Source organism: Gordonia terrae, assembly GCF_001698225.1.
GTDB lineage: Bacteria > Actinomycetota > Actinomycetes > Mycobacteriales > Mycobacteriaceae > Gordonia > Gordonia terrae.
Window position 1 is genome coordinate 1,448,814 of the sequence record NZ_CP016594.1, and the last position, 18,086, is coordinate 1,466,899.

At 67.8% G+C, this 18,086-nt stretch carries 17 protein-coding genes; 7 read left to right on the forward strand and 10 right to left on the reverse strand.

Annotated elements, in window-relative coordinates:
* Positions 1–15 precede the first annotated feature (15 nt).
* On the forward strand, positions 16–1,710 hold the full coding sequence (locus tag BCM27_RS06580; RefSeq protein ID WP_004020248.1) for a protein kinase domain-containing protein: 1,695 nt from the start codon (positions 16–18) through the stop codon (positions 1,708–1,710).
* 21 nt (positions 1,711–1,731) lie between these two features.
* Here the strand turns inward: BCM27_RS06580 and BCM27_RS06585 are convergent, their stop codons facing one another.
* From BCM27_RS06585 to allB, 4 genes are all read right to left on the reverse strand, one after another.
* Positions 1,732–3,402: a DNA repair helicase XPB gene (locus BCM27_RS06585; RefSeq protein ID WP_331711032.1), complete on the reverse strand. Its 1,671-nt coding sequence runs from the start codon at positions 3,400–3,402 to the stop codon at positions 1,732–1,734.
* 76 nt (positions 3,403–3,478) lie between these two features.
* Positions 3,479–4,408, reverse strand: coding sequence for an oxygenase MpaB family protein (locus BCM27_RS06590; protein WP_004020246.1), 930 nt, complete (start codon positions 4,406–4,408; stop codon positions 3,479–3,481).
* Between the two features lie 56 nt (positions 4,409–4,464).
* Positions 4,465–6,813, reverse strand: a complete 2,349-nt coding sequence (locus BCM27_RS06595) for a helicase-associated domain-containing protein (RefSeq protein ID WP_004020245.1) — start codon at positions 6,811–6,813, stop codon at positions 4,465–4,467.
* A gap of 29 nt (positions 6,814–6,842) precedes the next feature.
* Positions 6,843–8,216 (reverse strand): allantoinase AllB, encoded by a 1,374-nt coding sequence (allB, locus tag BCM27_RS06600; protein ID WP_004020244.1) that lies wholly within the window; start codon positions 8,214–8,216, stop codon positions 6,843–6,845.
* Positions 8,217–8,464: 248 nt separating this feature from the next.
* Here allB and BCM27_RS06605 point away from each other — a divergent pair, with 248 nt between their 5' ends.
* On the forward strand, positions 8,465–9,976 hold the full coding sequence (locus tag BCM27_RS06605) for an NCS1 family nucleobase:cation symporter-1 (protein WP_004020243.1): 1,512 nt from the start codon (positions 8,465–8,467) through the stop codon (positions 9,974–9,976).
* Positions 9,977–9,992: 16 nt separating this feature from the next.
* Complete coding sequence (locus BCM27_RS06610; RefSeq protein WP_004020242.1) at positions 9,993–10,715, forward strand: aspartate/glutamate racemase family protein; 723 nt, start codon at positions 9,993–9,995, stop codon at positions 10,713–10,715.
* On the opposite strand, the gene BCM27_RS06615 is transcribed toward BCM27_RS06610, so the two are convergent.
* Complete coding sequence (locus BCM27_RS06615) at positions 10,712–11,116, reverse strand: TIGR03086 family metal-binding protein (protein WP_004020241.1); 405 nt, start codon at positions 11,114–11,116, stop codon at positions 10,712–10,714. The two genes, BCM27_RS06610 and BCM27_RS06615, sit on opposite strands and share 4 nt — an antisense overlap.
* Positions 11,117–11,210: 94 nt before the next feature.
* Between BCM27_RS06615 and BCM27_RS06620 the strand changes: the two genes are divergently transcribed.
* Positions 11,211–11,975, forward strand: coding sequence for an alpha/beta fold hydrolase (locus tag BCM27_RS06620; protein WP_004020240.1), 765 nt, complete (start codon positions 11,211–11,213; stop codon positions 11,973–11,975).
* 10 nt (positions 11,976–11,985) lie between these two features.
* Here BCM27_RS06620 and BCM27_RS06625 read toward each other — a convergent pair whose 3' ends face one another.
* The gene (locus BCM27_RS06625) at positions 11,986–12,393 is read right to left on the reverse strand and encodes an STAS domain-containing protein (protein WP_033204984.1); all 408 of its coding nucleotides are present in this window, start codon (positions 12,391–12,393) and stop codon (positions 11,986–11,988) included.
* Positions 12,394–12,592: 199 nt separating this feature from the next.
* Here BCM27_RS06625 and BCM27_RS06630 point away from each other — a divergent pair, with 199 nt between their 5' ends.
* Entirely contained in the window at positions 12,593–12,844 is a 252-nt protein-coding gene (locus BCM27_RS06630; protein ID WP_051987047.1) for a DUF1697 domain-containing protein, read from the forward strand.
* A gap of 146 nt (positions 12,845–12,990) precedes the next feature.
* Here the strand turns inward: BCM27_RS06630 and BCM27_RS06635 are convergent, their stop codons facing one another.
* Positions 12,991–13,428: a hypothetical protein gene (locus BCM27_RS06635; RefSeq protein ID WP_004020234.1), complete on the reverse strand. Its 438-nt coding sequence runs from the start codon at positions 13,426–13,428 to the stop codon at positions 12,991–12,993.
* 55 nt (positions 13,429–13,483) lie between these two features.
* Here BCM27_RS06635 and BCM27_RS06640 point away from each other — a divergent pair, with 55 nt between their 5' ends.
* The gene (locus tag BCM27_RS06640; protein ID WP_373278281.1) at positions 13,484–13,915 is read left to right on the forward strand and encodes a winged helix-turn-helix transcriptional regulator; all 432 of its coding nucleotides are present in this window, start codon (positions 13,484–13,486) and stop codon (positions 13,913–13,915) included.
* Between the two features lie 169 nt (positions 13,916–14,084).
* Entirely contained in the window at positions 14,085–15,479 is a 1,395-nt protein-coding gene (locus BCM27_RS06645; protein ID WP_004020232.1) for an HNH endonuclease signature motif containing protein, read from the forward strand.
* On the opposite strand, the gene BCM27_RS06650 is transcribed toward BCM27_RS06645, so the two are convergent.
* Genes BCM27_RS06650 through BCM27_RS06660 form a run of 3 tightly spaced genes read right to left on the reverse strand, consistent with a single transcriptional unit; the run spans position 15,480 to position 18,082 of the window.
* Positions 15,480–16,439, reverse strand: a complete 960-nt coding sequence (locus tag BCM27_RS06650) for an alpha/beta hydrolase (RefSeq protein WP_004020231.1) — start codon at positions 16,437–16,439, stop codon at positions 15,480–15,482. It lies immediately after the preceding gene.
* Between the two features lie 15 nt (positions 16,440–16,454).
* Positions 16,455–17,111 (reverse strand): LGFP repeat-containing protein, encoded by a 657-nt coding sequence (locus BCM27_RS06655; protein WP_004020230.1) that lies wholly within the window; start codon positions 17,109–17,111, stop codon positions 16,455–16,457.
* Between the two features lie 32 nt (positions 17,112–17,143).
* Complete coding sequence (locus tag BCM27_RS06660; protein WP_004020229.1) at positions 17,144–18,082, reverse strand: TAXI family TRAP transporter solute-binding subunit; 939 nt, start codon at positions 18,080–18,082, stop codon at positions 17,144–17,146.
* Positions 18,083–18,086: the final 4 nt, after the last annotated feature.

Sequence of the window (18,086 nt, forward strand, 5' to 3'; positions counted from 1 at the left end):
GCGCGAGGAGGGGCGATGCCGCGCAATCCAGGCGAGCACTTCGCCGGCTACACCATCATCCGACTCGTCGGCCGCGGTGGGATGGGCGAGATCTATCTCGCGAGACACCCGCACTTGCCGCGGAACGAGGCGCTGAAGGTACTGCCCGCCGAACTGAGCCGCGACCCGATGTACCGGCAGCGGTTCGTCAAAGAAGCCGAGCACGCCTCGAGCGTCGTCCACCCGTCGATCGTGACGATCTTCAACTCCGGCGAGTACGACGGCCACCTGTGGATCGCGATGGAGTACATCGACGGCATCGACGCGCTGCGACTGCTCCGCCAGACCCCACAGGGTCTCGACACCCCGACCGTGATCGCCATCGTGCGCGCCGTCGGTGCCGCGCTGGACCGTGCGCACGCGACGGGACTCCTGCATCGCGACGTCAAACCGGCCAACATCCTGCTGCAGGGCGTGGGCGGCCCGGAGCCGCGAGTCCTGCTCGCGGACTTCGGGATCGCCAAGTCCGAGCAGGACGTCAGCCATCTCACGTCGACGAACGTCTTCCTCGGCACGGTCGCCTACGCCGCCCCCGAGCAACTGCTCGGCGATCCGGTGGACGCGCGTGCGGACCAATACGCGCTCGCGGCCACCGTCTTCGAACTCCTCACCGGCCGGCCGCCGTTCCAGGGCGCCGGCACCGCGTCGATCATCGCCGGCCACCTGCAGTCGATGCCGCCGCGCCCGTCGACCCTGCGACCGGGCATCTCCGGCAGCGTCGACCCGGTGTTCGGCCGCGCCCTCGCGAAGGAGCCCGACCGCAGGTACGGATCCTGCCGCGAGTTCGCCGCCGAGCTCGAACGCGCGCTCGCGGCACCACCGCTGTCGAAGGAGCCGACGGTGCGTGCCCCGACACCCGCGCCACCGGTTTCGGTGACCCCGCCTCCTCCGGTGGGTCCATTGTCCTATCCGCAAGGGCCGCAGCAGCATTCGCCATATCAGTCGCAACCGGGGACCTATCCCGGTGGGTTCGCCTCGCAGGGTGGCTACCCCTCGCAGGGTGGCTACGCGCCGCCACCGCCGAAGAAGCGGTCCGGCCTGCTGATCGCCCTCGGCTCGCTCGCGGTGATCCTCGTCCTCGCGATCGCCACCGGGGTCGTGTACGTCGCGACACAGGTGTCGAGTGCACCGACCGCGGGCGGCACCTCGACGTCGCGCTCGACCCCGGTCGCCGGGCCGGAGACCACGACCTCCGCCGCCGGCACCTCCGCTCCTCGCACCACCGACTCCTCGACGCCGGCCGTCAACGGACCGGGGGACGTCCAGGTCGGCGAATGCGTCGGCATCGCCACCGATTCCGGGTCGTCGACGAGTGTGAATGCCTCCAAGGTCGACTGCGACTCCGCCGGTCTCAATTTCTACGCCGCGTCGAAGATCGCCGCGTCCACGTCGTGCGCGAGCCCACAGAATTCGACGCTCACGTTCCCGGACAGCACGGACAAGCTCTGTCTCACACCGAATTTCTACGAGGACCTCTGCTACCTGGTCCCGCTCTCGGGTGGCTCGCTCGCCGACTACCGGGAGGCCCCGTGCGCGAGCTCGGCGACGGCGCAGACGGTCCTCGCGCGTGTCACCACGCGGTCGGACGCAACCGTGACCTGCTCCGGCGACGAGACCAAGTGGGTCTTCTTCGAACCGGAGTCGATCGGGTACTGCCTCATCGAGACCTGAGGCCGTAGGGACCGGAGGGGCTCAGTCCGCGGAGGTGGAGTCACCGATCGTCGGGCCGAGAAGGTCGTCGGCGTCGGTGATGCGGTAGGCGTAACCCTGCTCGGCCAGGAACCGCTGGCGGTGCGCCGCGTAGTCGGCGTCGAGGGTGTCGCGGGACACCACCGAGTAGAAGTGTGCTTGCCCGCCATCACGTTTCGGGCGTAGCAGCCGGCCGAGGCGCTGCGCCTCCTCCTGGCGGGAACCGAACGTCCCCGACACCTGAACCGCGACCGAGGCCTCGGGGAGGTCGATGGAGAAGTTCGCCACCTTCGACACCACGAGGGTCTGCAGCTCGCCGGAACGGAACCGGTCGAACAGCACCTCGCGCTCCTTGTTCTTCGTCGAACCCTGGATCACCGGGGAGTCGAGTTCGCGACCGAGTTCCTCGAGCTGATCGATGTAGGCGCCGATGATCAGGGTCTGCTGACCGCGGTGCTTGTCGAGGATCGCCTTGACCACGTTGACCTTGGTGTGCGCGGTCGAGCAGAGCTTGTACTTCTCCTCCGGCTCGGCGACCGCGTACTGCAGACGTTCCTCGTCGGTCAGGGTCACCCGGACCTCGACGCAGTCGGCCGGGGCGATCCACCCCTGGGCCTCGATGTCCTTCCAGGGCGCGTCGTACCGCTTGGGGCCGATGAGGCTGAAGACGTCCCCCTCGCGGCCGTCCTCGCGGACCAGGGTCGCGGTGAGGCCGAGTCGACGACGCGACTGCAGGTCGGCCGTCATCCGGAAGACGGGGGCGGGGAGCAGGTGGACCTCGTCGTAGATGATCAGACCCCAGTCGCGCGAATCGAACAGGTCGAGATTGCGGTACTCGCCCTTCGACTTCCGCGTCATCACCTGGTAGGTCGCGATCGTGACCGGTCGGATCTCCTTGCGCTCACCCGAGTACTCGCCGATCTCCTCCTCGGTGAGGGAGGTGCGCGCGATGAGTTCGCGTTTCCACTGGCGTCCGGCGACCGTGTTGGTCACCAGGATCAGAGTCGTCGCGCCGGCCTTGGCCATCGCGGCCGCGCCGACCATCGTCTTGCCCGCACCGCAGGGGAGGACAACCACGCCCGAGCCGCCGGCCCAGAACGAGTCGGCCGCCATCTCCTGATAGTCGCGCAGCTGCCAGTCGTCCTGGGCGAGCTCGATGGCGTGCGCCTCACCGTCGACGTACCCGGCGAGGTCCTCGGCGGGCCAGCCGACCTTCAACAGAACCTGCTTGAGCCGGCCGCGCTCGGACGGATGCACGATGACGGTGTCGTCGTCGATGCGGGCGCCCAGCATCGGCGCGACCTTCTTGTTGCGCATCACCTCGATGAGGACGGCCTGGTCGAGGCTGACGAGGGTGAGGCCGTGTGCCGGATGCTTCACCAGCTGCAGTCGGCCGAACCGCCCCATCGTGTCCACGACGTCCATCAGCAGCGGCTGGGGCACCGCGTAGCGCGAGTACGTCACGAGCGCGTCGACGACCTGTTCGGCATCGTGACCTGCGGCTCGGGCGTTCCACAACGCGAGCGGGGTGACGCGGTAGGTGTGGACGTGCTCGGGGGCACGTTCGAGTTCGGCGAAGGGTGCGATCGCCGCGCGTGCCGCCGCGGCGTCGGGGTGATCCACCTCGAGCAGCAGCGTTTTGTCGGATTGCACGATCAGGGGTCCATCGGTCACCCGCTCCATTGTCCAGAAAGCACCGACGATTGTCAGCGTCGGGCCTGCTCTGGAACGCGTGAGACCCCCGTCGGCCTCAGAAGACGGGGATGCCGAGCTTGCGTCGGACCCGCAGATCCACCAGGTTGAGCCGGAAGATCCCGCGCAGCACGGGCGCCACCAGGGGGTCGACGAGTCGGAAGCCGGCGAGCGCCCGCTGGTACCGGCGCTCGTCGCGGTCGGACCACCGCCACCGCATCATCTCGCGGAACTCCGGCGGTAGCCCGGCTTTGATCGCGTAGGCGAGTGAGGGGCCGATCGTGATGTGCGCGAGGGTTCCCAGCGCGCCGACCCGGTACTCCAGGAACGACAGGTCGGCGAGGCTGCGGAGTTCCTCACGGACCGGGTCGTCGATGCGCAGCGCGGTCAGCTCGGTGTTCCAGTAGACGAGCAGATCGTCGTAGGTCTTCGGCCATCTGTCCCGCGGCACGTTGAGCGCGGTGCCCAACGGGTGCGACTCGGTGAGCACCATCTGCTTCTCCTCGGCGCTCAGGGGGCCGTAGAGCAGTTCGTACTGGTCGATGAAGTACTTGAGCAGGCACACCGCGACCCACAGCTGTAGGCGTGAGTCGTTCGCGCTGTAGCGGACGGGACTCGTTGCGGTCGAGTACACCTGGTCGTGGATGTGGCCGACGGCGTCGTGGATGTAGGCCTTGTCGGCGTCGGTGCCCATGAGTGCGACGGCGAGGAACGTCCCCGTCGTGCGGCCTCGTTTGATGGGCCGCTTGATCGCGTTGCCCGACGGCACGCGGCTCTCGTGGACGCCGTAACCGACCTTCGGGTTGGCGAGCTGCATGATCACGTTCGCGCCGGCGAGGGAAGGCCCGATGGCCGTGACGAGGTCGGCCGGTCGTGTCACCCGGGGGCGTCTGCGCGAGGGTTTCATCCGGGTGACGAGGTCGTGCTGATAGGTGTCGGCGACGCCACCGGGGGGTTCTCCTGCGGGGATCTCGCGAGCCGCGGTCATACCCGAGGGTACCAAGGATGAGACGGAAATCACTCCGATGTCTCTGTCTCCAGGGCTCAGGCGTCGAGCAGTTCGACGCTGGTGAGTCGATGGAGCGAGAAGCGCTGCTCGTCGTCGCTGCCCTCCTCGACGGCCACGAGTTGACCCGCGCCGAGGATCTTCGGCGTCACCACGTGCCGGCTCGCCGAGCCCTGGGCGTCGACGTACCCGACGCGCAGCCTGCGGTTGGCACGCAGGGCGAGCTGGATGAGCGCGGTCGCGGATTCGCCCCCGCCGGTGGCCCGAACCGGGGTCGTCGTGGCCGCGCCGCGAACCGGGGTGGCGGCGGCCGCCCGGTCGGTCGAGCGGATCCGGTTGACCACCGACCGTAGTTGGTCCTCGGACGGCGCATTTCGGCGCGGCTGGCTCTGTCGCCGCGCCCGCGACACCGTGACCCGACTGCCCCGCTCGCGCAGATCGACCAGGGCGCCCGACGAATCCTCGCCCGCCGGAGCGAATCCCGCCGCTCGCAACTGGTCGATGACGTCGCGCACCTCTGATGGCGACACCGCGACCGTCGGCGCCAACGCGCGCAACGCGAGTGGCTCGGCAGCCGCGCTGCGCAGCACGGCGGCCAGCACCGTCGGGTCCTCACATCGGATGAACGCGGACGCCACGCCCACCCGCAACTGGCCGTGTCTGCGGGCCACGTCCTCGATGAGATACGTGAGGGATTGCGGCACCGGGGTTCTCGAATGCGTCGTGAACATCGACAACAGCTCGTTGCTGCTGCGGCCCGCGTCCAATGCCCGGCGCACGCTCTCCGGCGAGACCCGATACACCGAGGCCGCGCCGCCCGACTCCAGATCGGCGACGAGTTCGACCTGTTCCGCGAGCTCCGAGGTCATCGGGCCGGGGACGGTCAGCGTCAGATCGGCCTGCGTCAGGAAGTGATCCACCGGTTCGGGCAACGCCTTGCGCATCGCGGCGAGCACCGCCGCGTCGACATCGGCGGGGTCGGTGGCCGGTGATTCCTCGACGGTGTACGCGCGGCCGACGGTGGTCAGGGCGTCGTGCGCGACGAGACCCAACTCCCTTGCCTCACGGAGTGTTTCGGCGACGACGCGGCGACTGAAACGTCGGATCTGGCGGGGACGGTGCCAGTGCAGGTTCGCGAGGACCGTGTCGGCGGGTACCCCGACCGCGGTGCCGGCGTCGGCGAGCGTGGACAGGATGAGCTGACGTTGCACGGGCGCGTACGCATCGTGCAGGTCGGCGGCCAGGGTGGCCAACGCGTTGCCGTCCCGGTCGGGTTCGCCGACCTGCCAGGCCCGGCGCGGCATGTGCAGCCAGGCATCTGCCAGCGCGAGCCACTGACGTTCCCGCGGTTGGTGCAGCCAGGTGTCGGCGGTGGAGGTGGGTGCGAAGGACTGCTCGCCGGAATCGTTGGGCGGCGCGGGTTCCGGGAAGCCGGCGTCGATGAGCCGGAGGTAGGCGGCGAGCTCGATCAGGAACGCGACCCGTTGAGTCTCGAGGCCGGTCAGCTTCGCCAGGCGCCGCAGTTCGCGCACGCCGAGCGCGCCCGAGCGGAGCACCGCCGCCGGGGTCGCCCCGAGGACCGTGATCAGCTGGGTGAGATGACGGATGAGTTCGAGTGCCTCACCCCCTGCGGCGGCGTCGACCGCCTTGGCCCCGAAACGGGGTTTGGCGCCGGACTCGTGTAACGGCGGTGGCGTGAGAATATCTGTGTGCCAAGGCGGTTCGTCGCGAAGCACGGCGCCGACCATCGGTGGGAGCTCGACGGTCTGACTGTCGACGCGGGCCAGCAGGCCCGACGAGATGAGGCGCGCGACCGGGGACTCCGGATCGGCGTCGGGTGCCGCATCGCGGCTGCGGCCCAAGGCCGGTCCGCGTGCCAGCGTCTGCAGCAGACCGAGAGGGCGTTCGTCGAGACCGGCGATCATCGCCGCGATCTCCTCCCCGGACCGGCCGACGAGAGGTCCGGTGAGATGCCGCGCCTTCCATGGCATCGCGGATTCGAGGTGCTCGCCGGCGCACAGGGAGGAGTCATCGCCCCACAGCACCGCGCGTCGACGGAGGAGATCGATCCGGGCACGTACGGAGTCGGCATCGGCCCGTCCGGACAAGGCCTTGACCACCGTCGTGACCGACGGTCGCTTCTTCTTGTCCGGACTACGGCTGTGGCGCGCGCTGACCACCTCGAGCACCGCGACGGCGAGGACGTCGAGATCCTCGCCCGCCAGGGACAGCGACGCCGCCGACAACGCCCGCTGCGCGAGCACTCGGGTACCCGACGGTGTCGGTGAGGCGAGATCGGGGCGTTCGACGAGGAGCTCGGTCAGTGCGTCGTCGGAACGCGCGGCCAACTCATCGGCCAGGCCGGTGTGCTGGTCATCCGAACTCATTCGATCGAGCTTACCGGGGTGCCTCCCACCTAGACGTCGCCGCGGCGGAGCATGCGGCCCCGGGCGGTCTCGAAGTCCACCCGCTGTCCGCGAACCCAGGTGCCCGTCACCACACCGGCAAGCGCACGACCGTCGTACGGGCTCACCGGGTTCTTGTGGTGGAGCCGGTTGACGTCGACGATCTGTGCGGACTCCGGCTCGAAAATGGCGAAGTCGGCGTCGCAACCGAGGGCGATGCGGCCCTTGGTCGGCAGGCCGGCGAGGTCGGCGGGCTTCGACGCCATCCACTCGATGACCTGCGGGAGGTCGATGCCGCGCTTCTTGGCCTCGGACCAGATGAGCGAGAGTCCGAGCTGCAGCGAGGCGACGCCGCCCCACGCGACCCCGAAGTCCCCGTTCTCGGGGTCCTTGAGGTCGACGGTCGACGGCGAGTGGTCGGAGACGATGCAGTCGATCGTGCCGGCCAGCAGTCCCTCCCACAGCAACTCACGGTTGCCGGCCTCCCGGATCGGCGGGCAGCACTTGAAGGCGGTCGCACCGTTGGGCACCTCCTCGGCCAGCAGGGTGAGGTAGTGCGGGCAGGTCTCGACGGTGATCTTCACCCCGTCGCGCTTCGCGCTGGCCAGCATCGGCAGGGCGTCCGACGACGACAGGTGGAGCACGTGGGCGCGGACCCCGGTCCAGCGTGCGCGCTCGATCACCTCGGCGATGGCCAGGTTCTCGGCCCCGCGCGGCCGCGAGGCGAGGAAACGTCCGTACTCGTCACCTTCGGGTGACGGAGCCTTGTCGATGGCGCGGGAGTCCTCGGCGTGCACGATCATCAGCGAGTCGAACTCGGCCAGCTTGGCCATGTCGGCTTCCATCTCGTCGGCCGTCAGGTGTGGGAACTCGTCCACTCCCGAGTGCAGCAGGAAGCATTTGAAGCCGAAGACGCCGGCGTCGTGCAGTCCCCGCAGGTCGTCCTCGTTGCCGGGGATGGCGCCGCCCCAGAAACCGACGTCGATGTGCGTCTTGCCCTGCGCCGCAGCGCGCTTCTCGGCCAGTGCGTCGACGTTCACGGTGGGCGGTATCGAGTTCAGCGGCATGTCGATGAGCGTGGTGACGCCACCGGCGGCGGCCGCGCGGGTGGCCGAGTCGAAGCCCTCCCATTCGGTGCGGCCGGGCTCGTTGACGTGTACGTGGGTGTCCACCAGTCCGGGGATCATCACCTGGTCGTCGGCGAGTTCGATGACCTCGGCGCCCACGAGTCCGCTCCCGAGCGGTTCGATGGCGACGACCCGACCGTCGCGGATGCCGATCTCACGCGCGACGATGCCCGCCGTCGTCAGCGTCTGTTCGCCACGCACGACCAGGTCGAACGGGGTGTCGGAGACGGGGGCCTGGTCACCGGATTCTGAGGTCATGGGGCGGGACTCCTTGGTGGTCGCCGTGTCCTGGGTCGATCCAGAGACTAGCTCACACTATTCCTCATCATGGAATCCCGCGCTGTTATTTCGGAACGTAACTCGCGAGTAGCGCAGGGTCATGCTATTGACAACGACCCTGAGCGTGGGGCTAACTGTCACGAACGCGGAAATCCGATTCCACATCACGGAACTCCCGCAAGTGTAGGAGCGCGGTCATCGCCGACCGTCCGACCGAAAGTGCAGAGATGAGCACTGAGCAGCACACAGTTCCCGTCGGTGAGGATGTCTCCGGTACCACCGGCGTCGTCCCGGATGGGCTGAGTCCGAAGCTCTACAACGACGACCTCGCGCCCACGAGCCGTGTCGGTCGACGCTGGAGCAGCTACAACATCTTCACGTTGTGGGCCAACGACGTCCACAGCCTGGGCAATTACGCCTTCGCCATCGGACTCTTCGCGCTCGGACTCGGCGGCTGGCAGATCCTGACCGCGCTGGTGCTGGGCGGCGTCTTCCTCTTCCTGCTGCTGAACCTCTCCGGGTTCATGGGGGAGAAGACCGGTGTGCCGTTCCCGGTGATGAGCCGCATCTCGTTCGGCATCCGTGGCGCGCAGATCCCCGCCCTCATCCGTGGCGGAGTGGCCATCGCGTGGTTCGGCATCCAGACCTACCTCGCCTCCGTCGTCCTGCGGATCATGCTGGTGGCCCTGTTCCCCGGCGCGGCCGATCTGGACACCAACCGCTTCCTCGGGCTGTCGACCCTGGGCTGGATCGCCTTCGTGTCCCTGTGGGTGATCCAGGTGATCATCGTCAGCTACGGCATGGAGATGATCCGCCGCTACGAGGCGTTCGCCGGTCCGGTCATCCTGATCACGATGGTGTCCCTCGCCATCTGGATGCTCAGCAACGCCGACTGGACCATCGCGTGGTCGACGCCCGATTCGTTGACCGGCGTGGACATGTGGCTCCAGATCATCGGTGGCGCCAGCCTCTGGGTCGCGATCTACGGCACCTTCGTCCTCAACTTCTGCGACTTCACCCGAAACGCCGAATCGCGAAAAGCCATCGTGGGCGGCAACTTCTGGGGCATCCCGCTCAACATGCTGCTCTTCGGCGGCATCGTGGTCGTCCTCGCCGGCGCGCAGTTCCGGATCAACGGCACGGTCATCGAATCGCCGGCGGACATCGTCCAGACGGTACCCAACACCTTCCTGCTGGTGCTGGCCTGCCTCGCGCTGCTCATTCTCACCGTCGCGGTGAACCTCATGGCCAACTTCGTCGCGCCGATCTATGCGCTGTCGAACCTCTTTCCGCGGCATCTCGACTTCCGGCGCGCAGCGCTCGTCACCGCGGTCATCGGGCTGGTGATCCTGCCGTGGAACCTCTACAACTCTCCCGCGGTGATCAACTACTTCCTGGGCGGGCTCGGTGCGCTTCTCGGACCGCTGTTCGGCATCGTGATGGCCGACTACTGGCTCGTCCGGCGTGCTCGGATCGACGTACCCGCGCTGTTCAGCGAGGCTCCCGACGCCGCCTACCACTACCGCGGCGGGGTGAACATGCGGGCCGTCGCCGCGCTGGTCCCGACCGCCGCCATCGCCCTGGTGATGGCGTTCGTCCCGGCCTTCGAAGTGATCTCGGAATTCTCCTGGTTCATCGGCGCCGGGCTCGGGGCGGTGGTCTACCTGGTGGTCGCCGACCGTCGCGGGCCGTTCGCCGAGGTCTCGGGCGAGCCGATCTCCGTCGCCAGCACCCACTGATCAGGAAGAAGATCTGATGCGCATCCTCGTCGCCAACGTGAACACCACCGAGTCGATGACCGAGGCCATTGCCGATTCGGCTCGATCGGTGGCCTCACCGGGCACCGAGATCGTCGGCATCACACCGCGATTCGGCGCGGACTCGTGCGAGGGCAACTTCGAGTCCTACCTCGCCGCCATCGCGGTGATGGACGCGATCCTCGCCTACCCGGAGCCGTACGACGCGGTGATCCAGGCCGGGTACGGCGAGCACGGACGCGAGGGACTGCAGGAACTTCTGGAGGTCCCCGTCGTCGACATCACCGAGGCCGCGGCGTCGACGGCGATGTATCTGGGACACCGCTTCTCGGTCGTGACGACGCTGGATCGGACCGTCCCGCTCATCGAGGACCGGCTCAAGCTCGCCGGCCTCGATCAGCGCTGCGCATCGGTTCGGGCCTCGGGACTCGGTGTGCTGGAACTGGAGTCGGACCCGGAGCGTGCGGTCAAGGCGATCGTCGAACAGTCGACGCGCGCCGTGGCCGACGATCACGCCGAGGTGATCTGCCTCGGCTGCGGCGGGATGGCCGAGCTCGAGGAGCAGGTCCGCGAAGCGACCGGCGTCCCGATCGTCGACGGCGTGCGTTCAGCCGTCACGATCGCCGAAGGTCTTGTCCGGATGGGACTCTCGACGTCGAAGGTGCGGACCTACGCCCCGCCGCGAGAGAAGAAGATCACCGGCTGGCCGTTGAACGGTTAGTTCTCCGGGGTTACCTGCGACCATTGCGGATCCCGGCCGGTCAGGCCGGCGAGCCGGTCGACGATGGGCGCGTCGTCGGGCACCTCGACCACCGGCCCGAACATTCCCTCGCGCTCGTCCTGTGGTTGGGGTGGGTAGTGGAGGTCGAAGACGACCTGGAGGATGTCGTCGGAGATGTCGAACGGGATGCCCATCGCACGTGTGATGTCCCAGCCGTGCAGCACGAGCTCTGACAGCGCCACGAGTCCCATGATCTCGGCCGGCAGTTCGACACCGCCCGCCTGGGTCATGCCGTCCCAGGCGGCGGGGTCATCCCAGGAGTCGGCGACCGTGGCGGTCAGGGCGAGCATGTGATCGGCGGCCGCCGATATCGATCGTGCCTGCGTGGTGTCGGTGGGCATGGGACTCCCTCTCGTCGTGTGTGCACTCGACAGGGCTGACCTGCTCGACGCCGGTTTCTCATCGGCCGCACCGATGCCCCCGTACGGTGGTCACGTGACCTCTCCGATCCGCGAGTACACGACCATCAGTCATCCGACGCCGAATACCCGTGTCTGGCACGAGATCCAGGGCGACGGGCAACCGCTCGTGCTGCTCCACGGCGCCTTCTCGGGTGCGTCGTCGTGGGGCGGGCAGGTGCCGGCCCTTGTGGACGCGGGGTGGAAGGTGTTCTGTCCGGAGCGTCACGGTCACGGACACAGCCAGGACGTGACCGACGAGTTCCACTACGCGGACATGGCCGAGGAGACGATCGCCTACCTCGACGAAGTGGTCGGTGGTCCGGCCGAGATCGTCGGGTGGAGCGATGGCGCGGTGGTGGGCGTGCTGGTCGCGCTGCGGCGGCCCGACCTGGTCCGGCATCTGGTCCTGATCGGCCAGTACTACAACAGTTCGGGCCGGGCGGTCGGCGGCATCCTCGACGCGCTCGATTCCGCCGACGACGAGCTGATGGAGTTCTTCGCTGCCGACTACGCGTCCGAATCCCCGGACGGGCAAGAGCATTTCCAGGTCGTCTTCGACAAGACGATGGCGATGATCAACTCCGAACCCGAGATCGATCTCGGTGATCTGGCCGCGATCACCGCACCGACGCTGGTCATGCAGGGTGACCGCGACGAGGTGACGCTCGAGCACAGCCGCGACGTCGTCGCCGCCATTCCGGGTGCACGGCTGGCCGTGATCCCCGGGACGCACCTCATCCCGATCGAGGCGCCGCAGGCGGTGAACGCGATCCTCGTCCAGTTTCTCGGCGCGGAGTGAGCCGGCGCCCTCAGTCCAGGACCATCGCCGAGAACGCGTCGGCCAGGGAGGGGTAGAGGTCGAGAGTGTCATCCAGGCCCGTCAGCCGCAGGGGCCGAGTGATGGCGGGATGCCCGCCGACGATGCCGAATCGGCCGGCCGGGGTGACGGCCGCGTGAGCGACGAGTAGCGCGGCGATGCCGGACGACGCGAGGAAGTCGGTGGCCGTGAGGTCGACGATCAGCCCTCGGGGTAGCTCGCTCACTGCTTCCAGAACGGCCGCACCCAACTGCGGGACGGTGAGCAGGTCGATGCTGCCGTGCACGGTCAGGACGATGAGGTGATCGCGCTGCGTCGAAACCACTGCGAGAGCTCGACCCGCCGGGGACGCGTCATCATCATCGTCGACGACCACCGGTTCGAAGCCATCTGCTCTCATGTAGCCCTGCCTCCCTGTTCGCTCGAAGTCGCCCGTCCATGAGATGGCAGCGCCACGAGGTTCGCCTGGTGGCGTCGGCAGTTGGCTTCACCGGTGCCTTGGTGTGTCCTCGGTATGACGTTCGGCGCCGTCGGCGACGCGGATGGCTGCGTGGGTGACCTGATTGCCTCGGGTGTCGACCGACCGCTAGCTTCAGACCGTGCGTACCCATGTCGCGTTTCTCGGCGGAGTCAATCTGGGCGCGCGCAACAGGATTTCGATGTCGGACCTCCGTGGGGTCGCCGAGTCGATGGGACTGACCGATGTGGTCACCTACATTCAGAGCGGCAACCTGGTGTTCACCAGCTGCGCAGTCGACGTCACTGAACTGGCTGGTGGTCTCGAGAATCGGATCGGCGAGCGGCTCGACGTCCCGCCCCGCCGTCGTCGTGCGGGCGCGAGGGCACGGTAGCGAGGACTCGGGTGTGGTGATCGGGCGGCGGGTGTACCTGCACACCCCGAAAGGCCTTGGTCGCAGTCAGTTGGCCGCCGAGCTCAACCGTCGGCCGGTCCCGACCACACCCGAGAACGTCAGCACTATGCGCAACTGGGCCACGGTCACCAAGGTGTTGAGCTTGCTCGACGGCTGACCGCAGCGCTGGATACGCCCGTCCCGAGCACCGCGACATACCCGGCGACAGCTACTGAGCTGACGAGGAGCAGGTACCAGCCGGCAGCGTGATCGAAGGCCAGCAGGTAGAGCGCGGTCAGTGTCGCGGCGCAGATCGCCGCGGCCGGCAGTGCCGGAAGCCACCGTCTGTCTCGCAGGACGAGTATCGCCGCCTGACACTGCACGGCGATCTGCATCAGGGCCAGGAGCGCCCCGGCGCCGGCCATCCCGATCAACCCCGGCAGTGTTCCGGTGTCGGAGAGGGCCGCAGTCGCGACGGACGCGAGAATCGCGACCGAGCCAAGGCCTGCTCCGACCGTCGGGGAGGTGAAGCGAGCGAAGTCGTGGTCCACAGAGTTCTCGGAGTGGTCGATGGAAAGGTGCATGACTTCTGTCTATCGCTTAGTGGGCCCCGCCGGTAGTATGCACAATATTGTCCATATGGACGAGAGTGTCCACGCCGACGGCAGGAGTCTGACGATGGAGAACCAGGACGAGTCCGTCCTACGGGACCCGGTTCGACGCGCTTACGAGGTGTGCCCGGTCGAGGTGAGCGTCGCCGTGCTCGGCGGGTCGTGGAAGATGACGATCGTCAAGAACCTCCTGGAGGGGCCGATGCGATATGGCGCGCTGGGGCGGGCAGTCGGTCCGGTGACACCACGAGTGCTCACCCGCCAACTCCGCGAACTCGAGAGCGACGGCATCGTGCAGCGCACTGCCTATCCCGAAGTCCCACCGAGAGTTGAGTATTCGCTCACCGAACAGGGGCGGGCATTGCGCCCCTTCGTCACCGCCCTCAACGAGTGGGGAATGACCTACGCGACCGAGGTGATCGAACCGAAGGTCGCGCAGCGGGGGAGCGCGGCGAGCTGAGTCGAGGCCGCCGCCAACCGGCGAAGCGTTCCGCGGAACACTCGTGACCTCAGGTTGAGCCCCGAAAGACTGTCGGTGCCGGGCGATACCTTATTGCTGTACTTCTCGTTCGGTTCAGGGGGTTGCGGTGGGGGTCAGTGCTTTTCGTTCCGGTGGGGATGTGTCGTCGATGTTCGACGGTGCGGATCCGGCGTCGCTGACGGATGAGGTGCTCGAGGGCAGGGTACTGGGGTATGCCGCGCAGATCACGGCTCTGTCAGCAACATTTCTTGAACTGGTGGCGGAACTGGATGAGCGGGAGTCGTGGCGGGGGCCCGGGATTCATTCGCTGGCGCACTGGTTGTCGTGGAAGGCCGGCATCGCACCGCGAACGGCGCATGAGCATGTGAGGGTCGCCAAGGCGATACGAGCATTGCCGGTGATTCGCAACGCTTTCGGTGAGGGCCGGTTGTCGTATTCGAAGGTTCGGGCGTTGACGCGGGTGGCCACCTCGGAGCGGGAGGCCGAGTTGGTGAATCTGGCGTTGTCGTGCACGGCGAGTCAGTTGGATCGGGCGGTGCGGGCGATGGTTCAGATCGATCGTGATCGTGGTGTCGAGGACGTGAGCCGGCCGCCGGTGGAGTCGACGGGTCGGTGGAAGTGGAATGCTGATGGGTCGTTGTCGGTGTCGTTGCGGTTGAGTCCGTTGGATGGTGCGCGGTTTCTGGCCGGGGCGGTGCGTGCGGAGTATGAACGCACTCGCACCTGCGATGACCCGGATCTACCGGCCGTGCAGAGTGTTCCGCGGAACACTGAACCTGAGTCGGGTGGCGGCGATTCGGAGGTGGTTCCGTCGCGGCGTCGGGATTTGTGGCGGCAGGTGCCGTCGAATGTGGCGCCGGCGGTGGTGGTGATGGCTGACATGGTGCATGACGGGATCGCGATGCCTGAACTCGCGCCGGGTGCGGAGATCCTCGTTCATGCCGGTGCAGGGATGGAGCACGCTCATCTCGATGATGGTCCCGGGTTGTCGGAGGTCGAGGTCGCCGAAGCTCGGTGCGGGGCGTCGACGCGGGAGGTGGTGAGCCGCAGGGTTCCCGGGCAGCCGGGGAAGCTGGCGTTGTTGGGTCTGGGGCGTAAGTCGCGGGCGCCGAACAAGGCCCTGATCAGGGCGTTATTCCTCCGCGATCGGTGCTGCCAGATGCCCGGGTGTGGTCGGACGCGTCATCTGCATGCCCACCATGTGCGGTTCTGGTCGGCGGGTGGGCGGACGGATCCGGACAATCTGATCTTATTGTGTGGGTCGTGTCATCGGTCGTTGCATCGGGGTGAGTTCTCTATCACCGCGCACGGCGAGCAGCGGTTCACCTTTCGCAGTCCGGACGGTGTCGAGATCGTGGCAGCCCCGCCGACCTCGAAACCGGTGGGCTGGGTGCCCGATTCCCGGATCGGTGCAACGGCGACGGTGCCGGTCGGTGGCGGGCGGATGGATCTGGGATACACCACCGAGGTGCTCTACGCCGTGTGGGAATGGAAGGAACGCAACGCAACTCGATCGGGGCCGGTCGTCCGAGCCGCGGCGTAGCTATTCGTCGCGCAGCTCATCGATGTCGGCCCGAGCGATCTCGTCGAGCCGGTCGAGGATGCGGTTGTAGGCGGGAGACTGATGATGCACGAGTGAGGTGTGGGTTTCGCCGTCGAACAGCTGCAGCTCGGTCGAGCCGCCGGCGGCGTCGAGGGCGCGCGTATAGCGGCGCGAGTTGTTCGGATCGACATCGGTGTCGGCCAGACCGTGAAACATGGTGACCGGTAGCGCGGGGTCGAGATTGCGGATGGGATCCACCGAGTCGTAGCGGTCGGGGACTTGTTGAGGTGTGCCGCCGAGTATGTGAGTGATGACGCGGTTGTTGCCGTGGCCGACCGCATAGCGCATGTCCAGGGGCCCCGAGATGGACACCGCTCGCGATGGAACGAAGGCCGGACGCGAGCCGACTTCATCGTCGGTGAGGCGATGGCGCGTGCCGCCCCACACGGCCAATTGCGCACCGGCGCTGTGACCGATCACCAACTCGTCGTCGATTCGCAACTGCGGGTAGGACTCTGCCAACGCGGGCACGTGATCCAATGCGCGAGCCACATCGTGGAAGGTGGTGGGCCACCCGCCGCCCGTACCCAGGCGTCGGTACTCCACGTTGTAAACCGCCAGCCCACGATCGGCGAGATCCCTCGCCATCTCGTCGAATTGCTCGGCGCCCGCACGGCTTTCCCAACCGCCACCGTGGATGATCGTCACGAGCGGCAGCGAGTCGTCGGCTTGCTCACCGGTAGGCAGGTACAGATTCGCCCAGTTCTCGGCGGGGTCGGCATCGGCGTCATCGAGATACTCGACGCGGACGACGTCGACCGATTCCGTTCCCGCAGGTACAGGGGGAGCGGTTGCCGCAGATGGTGTGCTGCTCGAAGTCGGCGACGACGACGGCTCGGGTTGCGTCGAGCATCCACCGCCGGCGACCGCGACCACCATGCTGACAGCGATCGTGACCATCCGGCGTCCCATCGGCTACTTCAGACCCGCCGGAACAGTCTCACCGTTGACCGTCACGGTCACCTCGCCCGTCGATGTGTTCTCGGTGATCCTGCCGTGTTCGAAGGTCACCACCTCGAGGTCTCCGTCGACTGTCACGTCGCTCGTGGGCACCCCCAGCGGGCCGGCCGAACCGTTGGTGCCGGTGAGCAACGGGACCCCGTCCGGCCCGCGCTCGGTGTTCCACGCGTCGCGGATCTTGCCGGAGGTGACGATGTAGGCGGGCGTTCCGGCTTCACTGCTCTTCGCGATGATCACACCACCGCGGAACTGTTGATAGACAACGCCGCTCTCGCGCGTCCCCGCGTTGTGATCCCCGGTCAGCGGCTTACCCAGGGCTTCTCGCTGTGCCCCCGTCGCGGACCCGTACTTCACCGCGATCGGACCGGTGAGGGTCACCTCCACGTCGTCCTCGCCCATCACCGTCACCTCGGTGGGCTCGGGCGTGGCATTCTGCGCGACAGGGGAGGAGGCCGTCGTGTCGCCGGCCGCTGCGGTCGTCGTCGACGACCCGGTCGTCGGGACTCCTGTGGGTGAGTCGTCGGCATCTGAGGTGCCGCACCCGGCGGCGATCAGCGTGACCACGAACAATCCGGTAACGAACTCGGTGCGGCGGGAAGCCATCTGCTTCATGTGCTCACCCTAACGGTGAACGGCAGGTGTGCTCACCCGTGCCGACGGCGATACTCACGCGCGGCACCCGGATGCAGGGGGATGGGGCCGGTGAGGATCAATGACTGCGCGTCGAGGAACTGACTGCCGATCGCCTGCGACGGTACGAGGTGTGCGGAGTCGTCGAGGAGCAGATCGACGACGGCCGCGGCGGTCGCGTCCGGCACATCCCGACGGGCGAGCAGCAGGTTCGCGACCCCGACGGTGGTGACCGCCGGGTGTCGGCCGTAGATGTCGGCCGGGATGCGTACGGGCTCGTACGCCGGCCCGTGCTCCCGTCGTAAGGCCGCCACGACTCCACCGAGATCGAGGAGGGCGATCGGCACGCGCAGGTCGGTGAATGCCGGGGTCGGCAGACCACCCGCCCACATGACGGCGTCGACCGCTCCCGTGGCGAGCGCCGAGCCGGCGTCCCGCATGGTCTGGCGAACCGGCCGGATGTCGCGGTCGGCGTCGAGACCGGCCGCGACGAGTACCCGCTCGGAGAGTCCCGCGGCACCGGAACCCGGCGCGCCGACACTCACCACCCGTCCGCGCAGATCGGCGATCGTCGCGATGCCGGAATCTGCGCGGACGGCCACCTGGAAGTAGTTCTCGTACACGCAACCGAGAGCGGTCAGTTGTGGATTCGCACGTTCGATGGCCGTGTCACTGAGGCTCATGGCCAGGTCTGCGGAACCCTCTGCCAGGGCGTCGAGGTTCTCGGCCGAGCCACCGGACCGACGCGGGCGGATCGGCGGCGCGCCCGACCGGTCGGCCGCCGCGGCGAGCAGTCCGGCGAACTCCCAGAAGAACCCGCCCGACTCGCCGGCGGCCAGGCGGACCGGCGCCCCGCGCTCGGTCCCACACGCGGACACCAGGAGCAGCGCGCCCAGGCCGGTGGCACCGCGGAGCATGGTCCGCCGGCCCACCGACCCGCGCGCGAACGACATGGTG

Bases quoted from the DNA above. Each gene is read 5' to 3' on its own strand.
- BCM27_RS06580 (WP_004020248.1), top strand. From the start codon at position 16: ATGCCGCGCAATCCAGGCGAGCACTTCGCCGGCTACACCATCATCCGA.
- BCM27_RS06590 (WP_004020246.1), bottom strand. From the start codon at position 4,408: ATGACCGCGGCTCGCGAGATCCCCGCAGGAGAACCCCCCGGTGGCGTC.
- BCM27_RS06595 (WP_004020245.1), bottom strand. From the start codon at position 6,813: ATGAGTTCGGATGACCAGCACACCGGCCTGGCCGATGAGTTGGCCGCG.
- allB (WP_004020244.1), bottom strand. From the start codon at position 8,216: ATGACCTCAGAATCCGGTGACCAGGCCCCCGTCTCCGACACCCCGTTC.
- BCM27_RS06605 (WP_004020243.1), top strand. From the start codon at position 8,465: ATGAGCACTGAGCAGCACACAGTTCCCGTCGGTGAGGATGTCTCCGGT.
- BCM27_RS06610 (WP_004020242.1), top strand. From the start codon at position 9,993: ATGCGCATCCTCGTCGCCAACGTGAACACCACCGAGTCGATGACCGAG.
- BCM27_RS06615 (WP_004020241.1), bottom strand. From the start codon at position 11,116: ATGCCCACCGACACCACGCAGGCACGATCGATATCGGCGGCCGCCGAT.
- BCM27_RS06625 (WP_033204984.1), bottom strand. From the start codon at position 12,393: ATGAGAGCAGATGGCTTCGAACCGGTGGTCGTCGACGATGATGATGAC.
- BCM27_RS06635 (WP_004020234.1), bottom strand. From the start codon at position 13,428: ATGCACCTTTCCATCGACCACTCCGAGAACTCTGTGGACCACGACTTC.
- BCM27_RS06640 (WP_373278281.1), top strand. From the start codon at position 13,484: ATGGACGAGAGTGTCCACGCCGACGGCAGGAGTCTGACGATGGAGAAC.
- BCM27_RS06645 (WP_004020232.1), top strand. From the start codon at position 14,085: ATGTTCGACGGTGCGGATCCGGCGTCGCTGACGGATGAGGTGCTCGAG.
- BCM27_RS06650 (WP_004020231.1), bottom strand. From the start codon at position 16,439: ATGGTCACGATCGCTGTCAGCATGGTGGTCGCGGTCGCCGGCGGTGGA.
- BCM27_RS06655 (WP_004020230.1), bottom strand. From the start codon at position 17,111: ATGAAGCAGATGGCTTCCCGCCGCACCGAGTTCGTTACCGGATTGTTC.
- BCM27_RS06660 (WP_004020229.1), bottom strand. From the start codon at position 18,082: ATGTCGTTCGCGCGCGGGTCGGTGGGCCGGCGGACCATGCTCCGCGGT.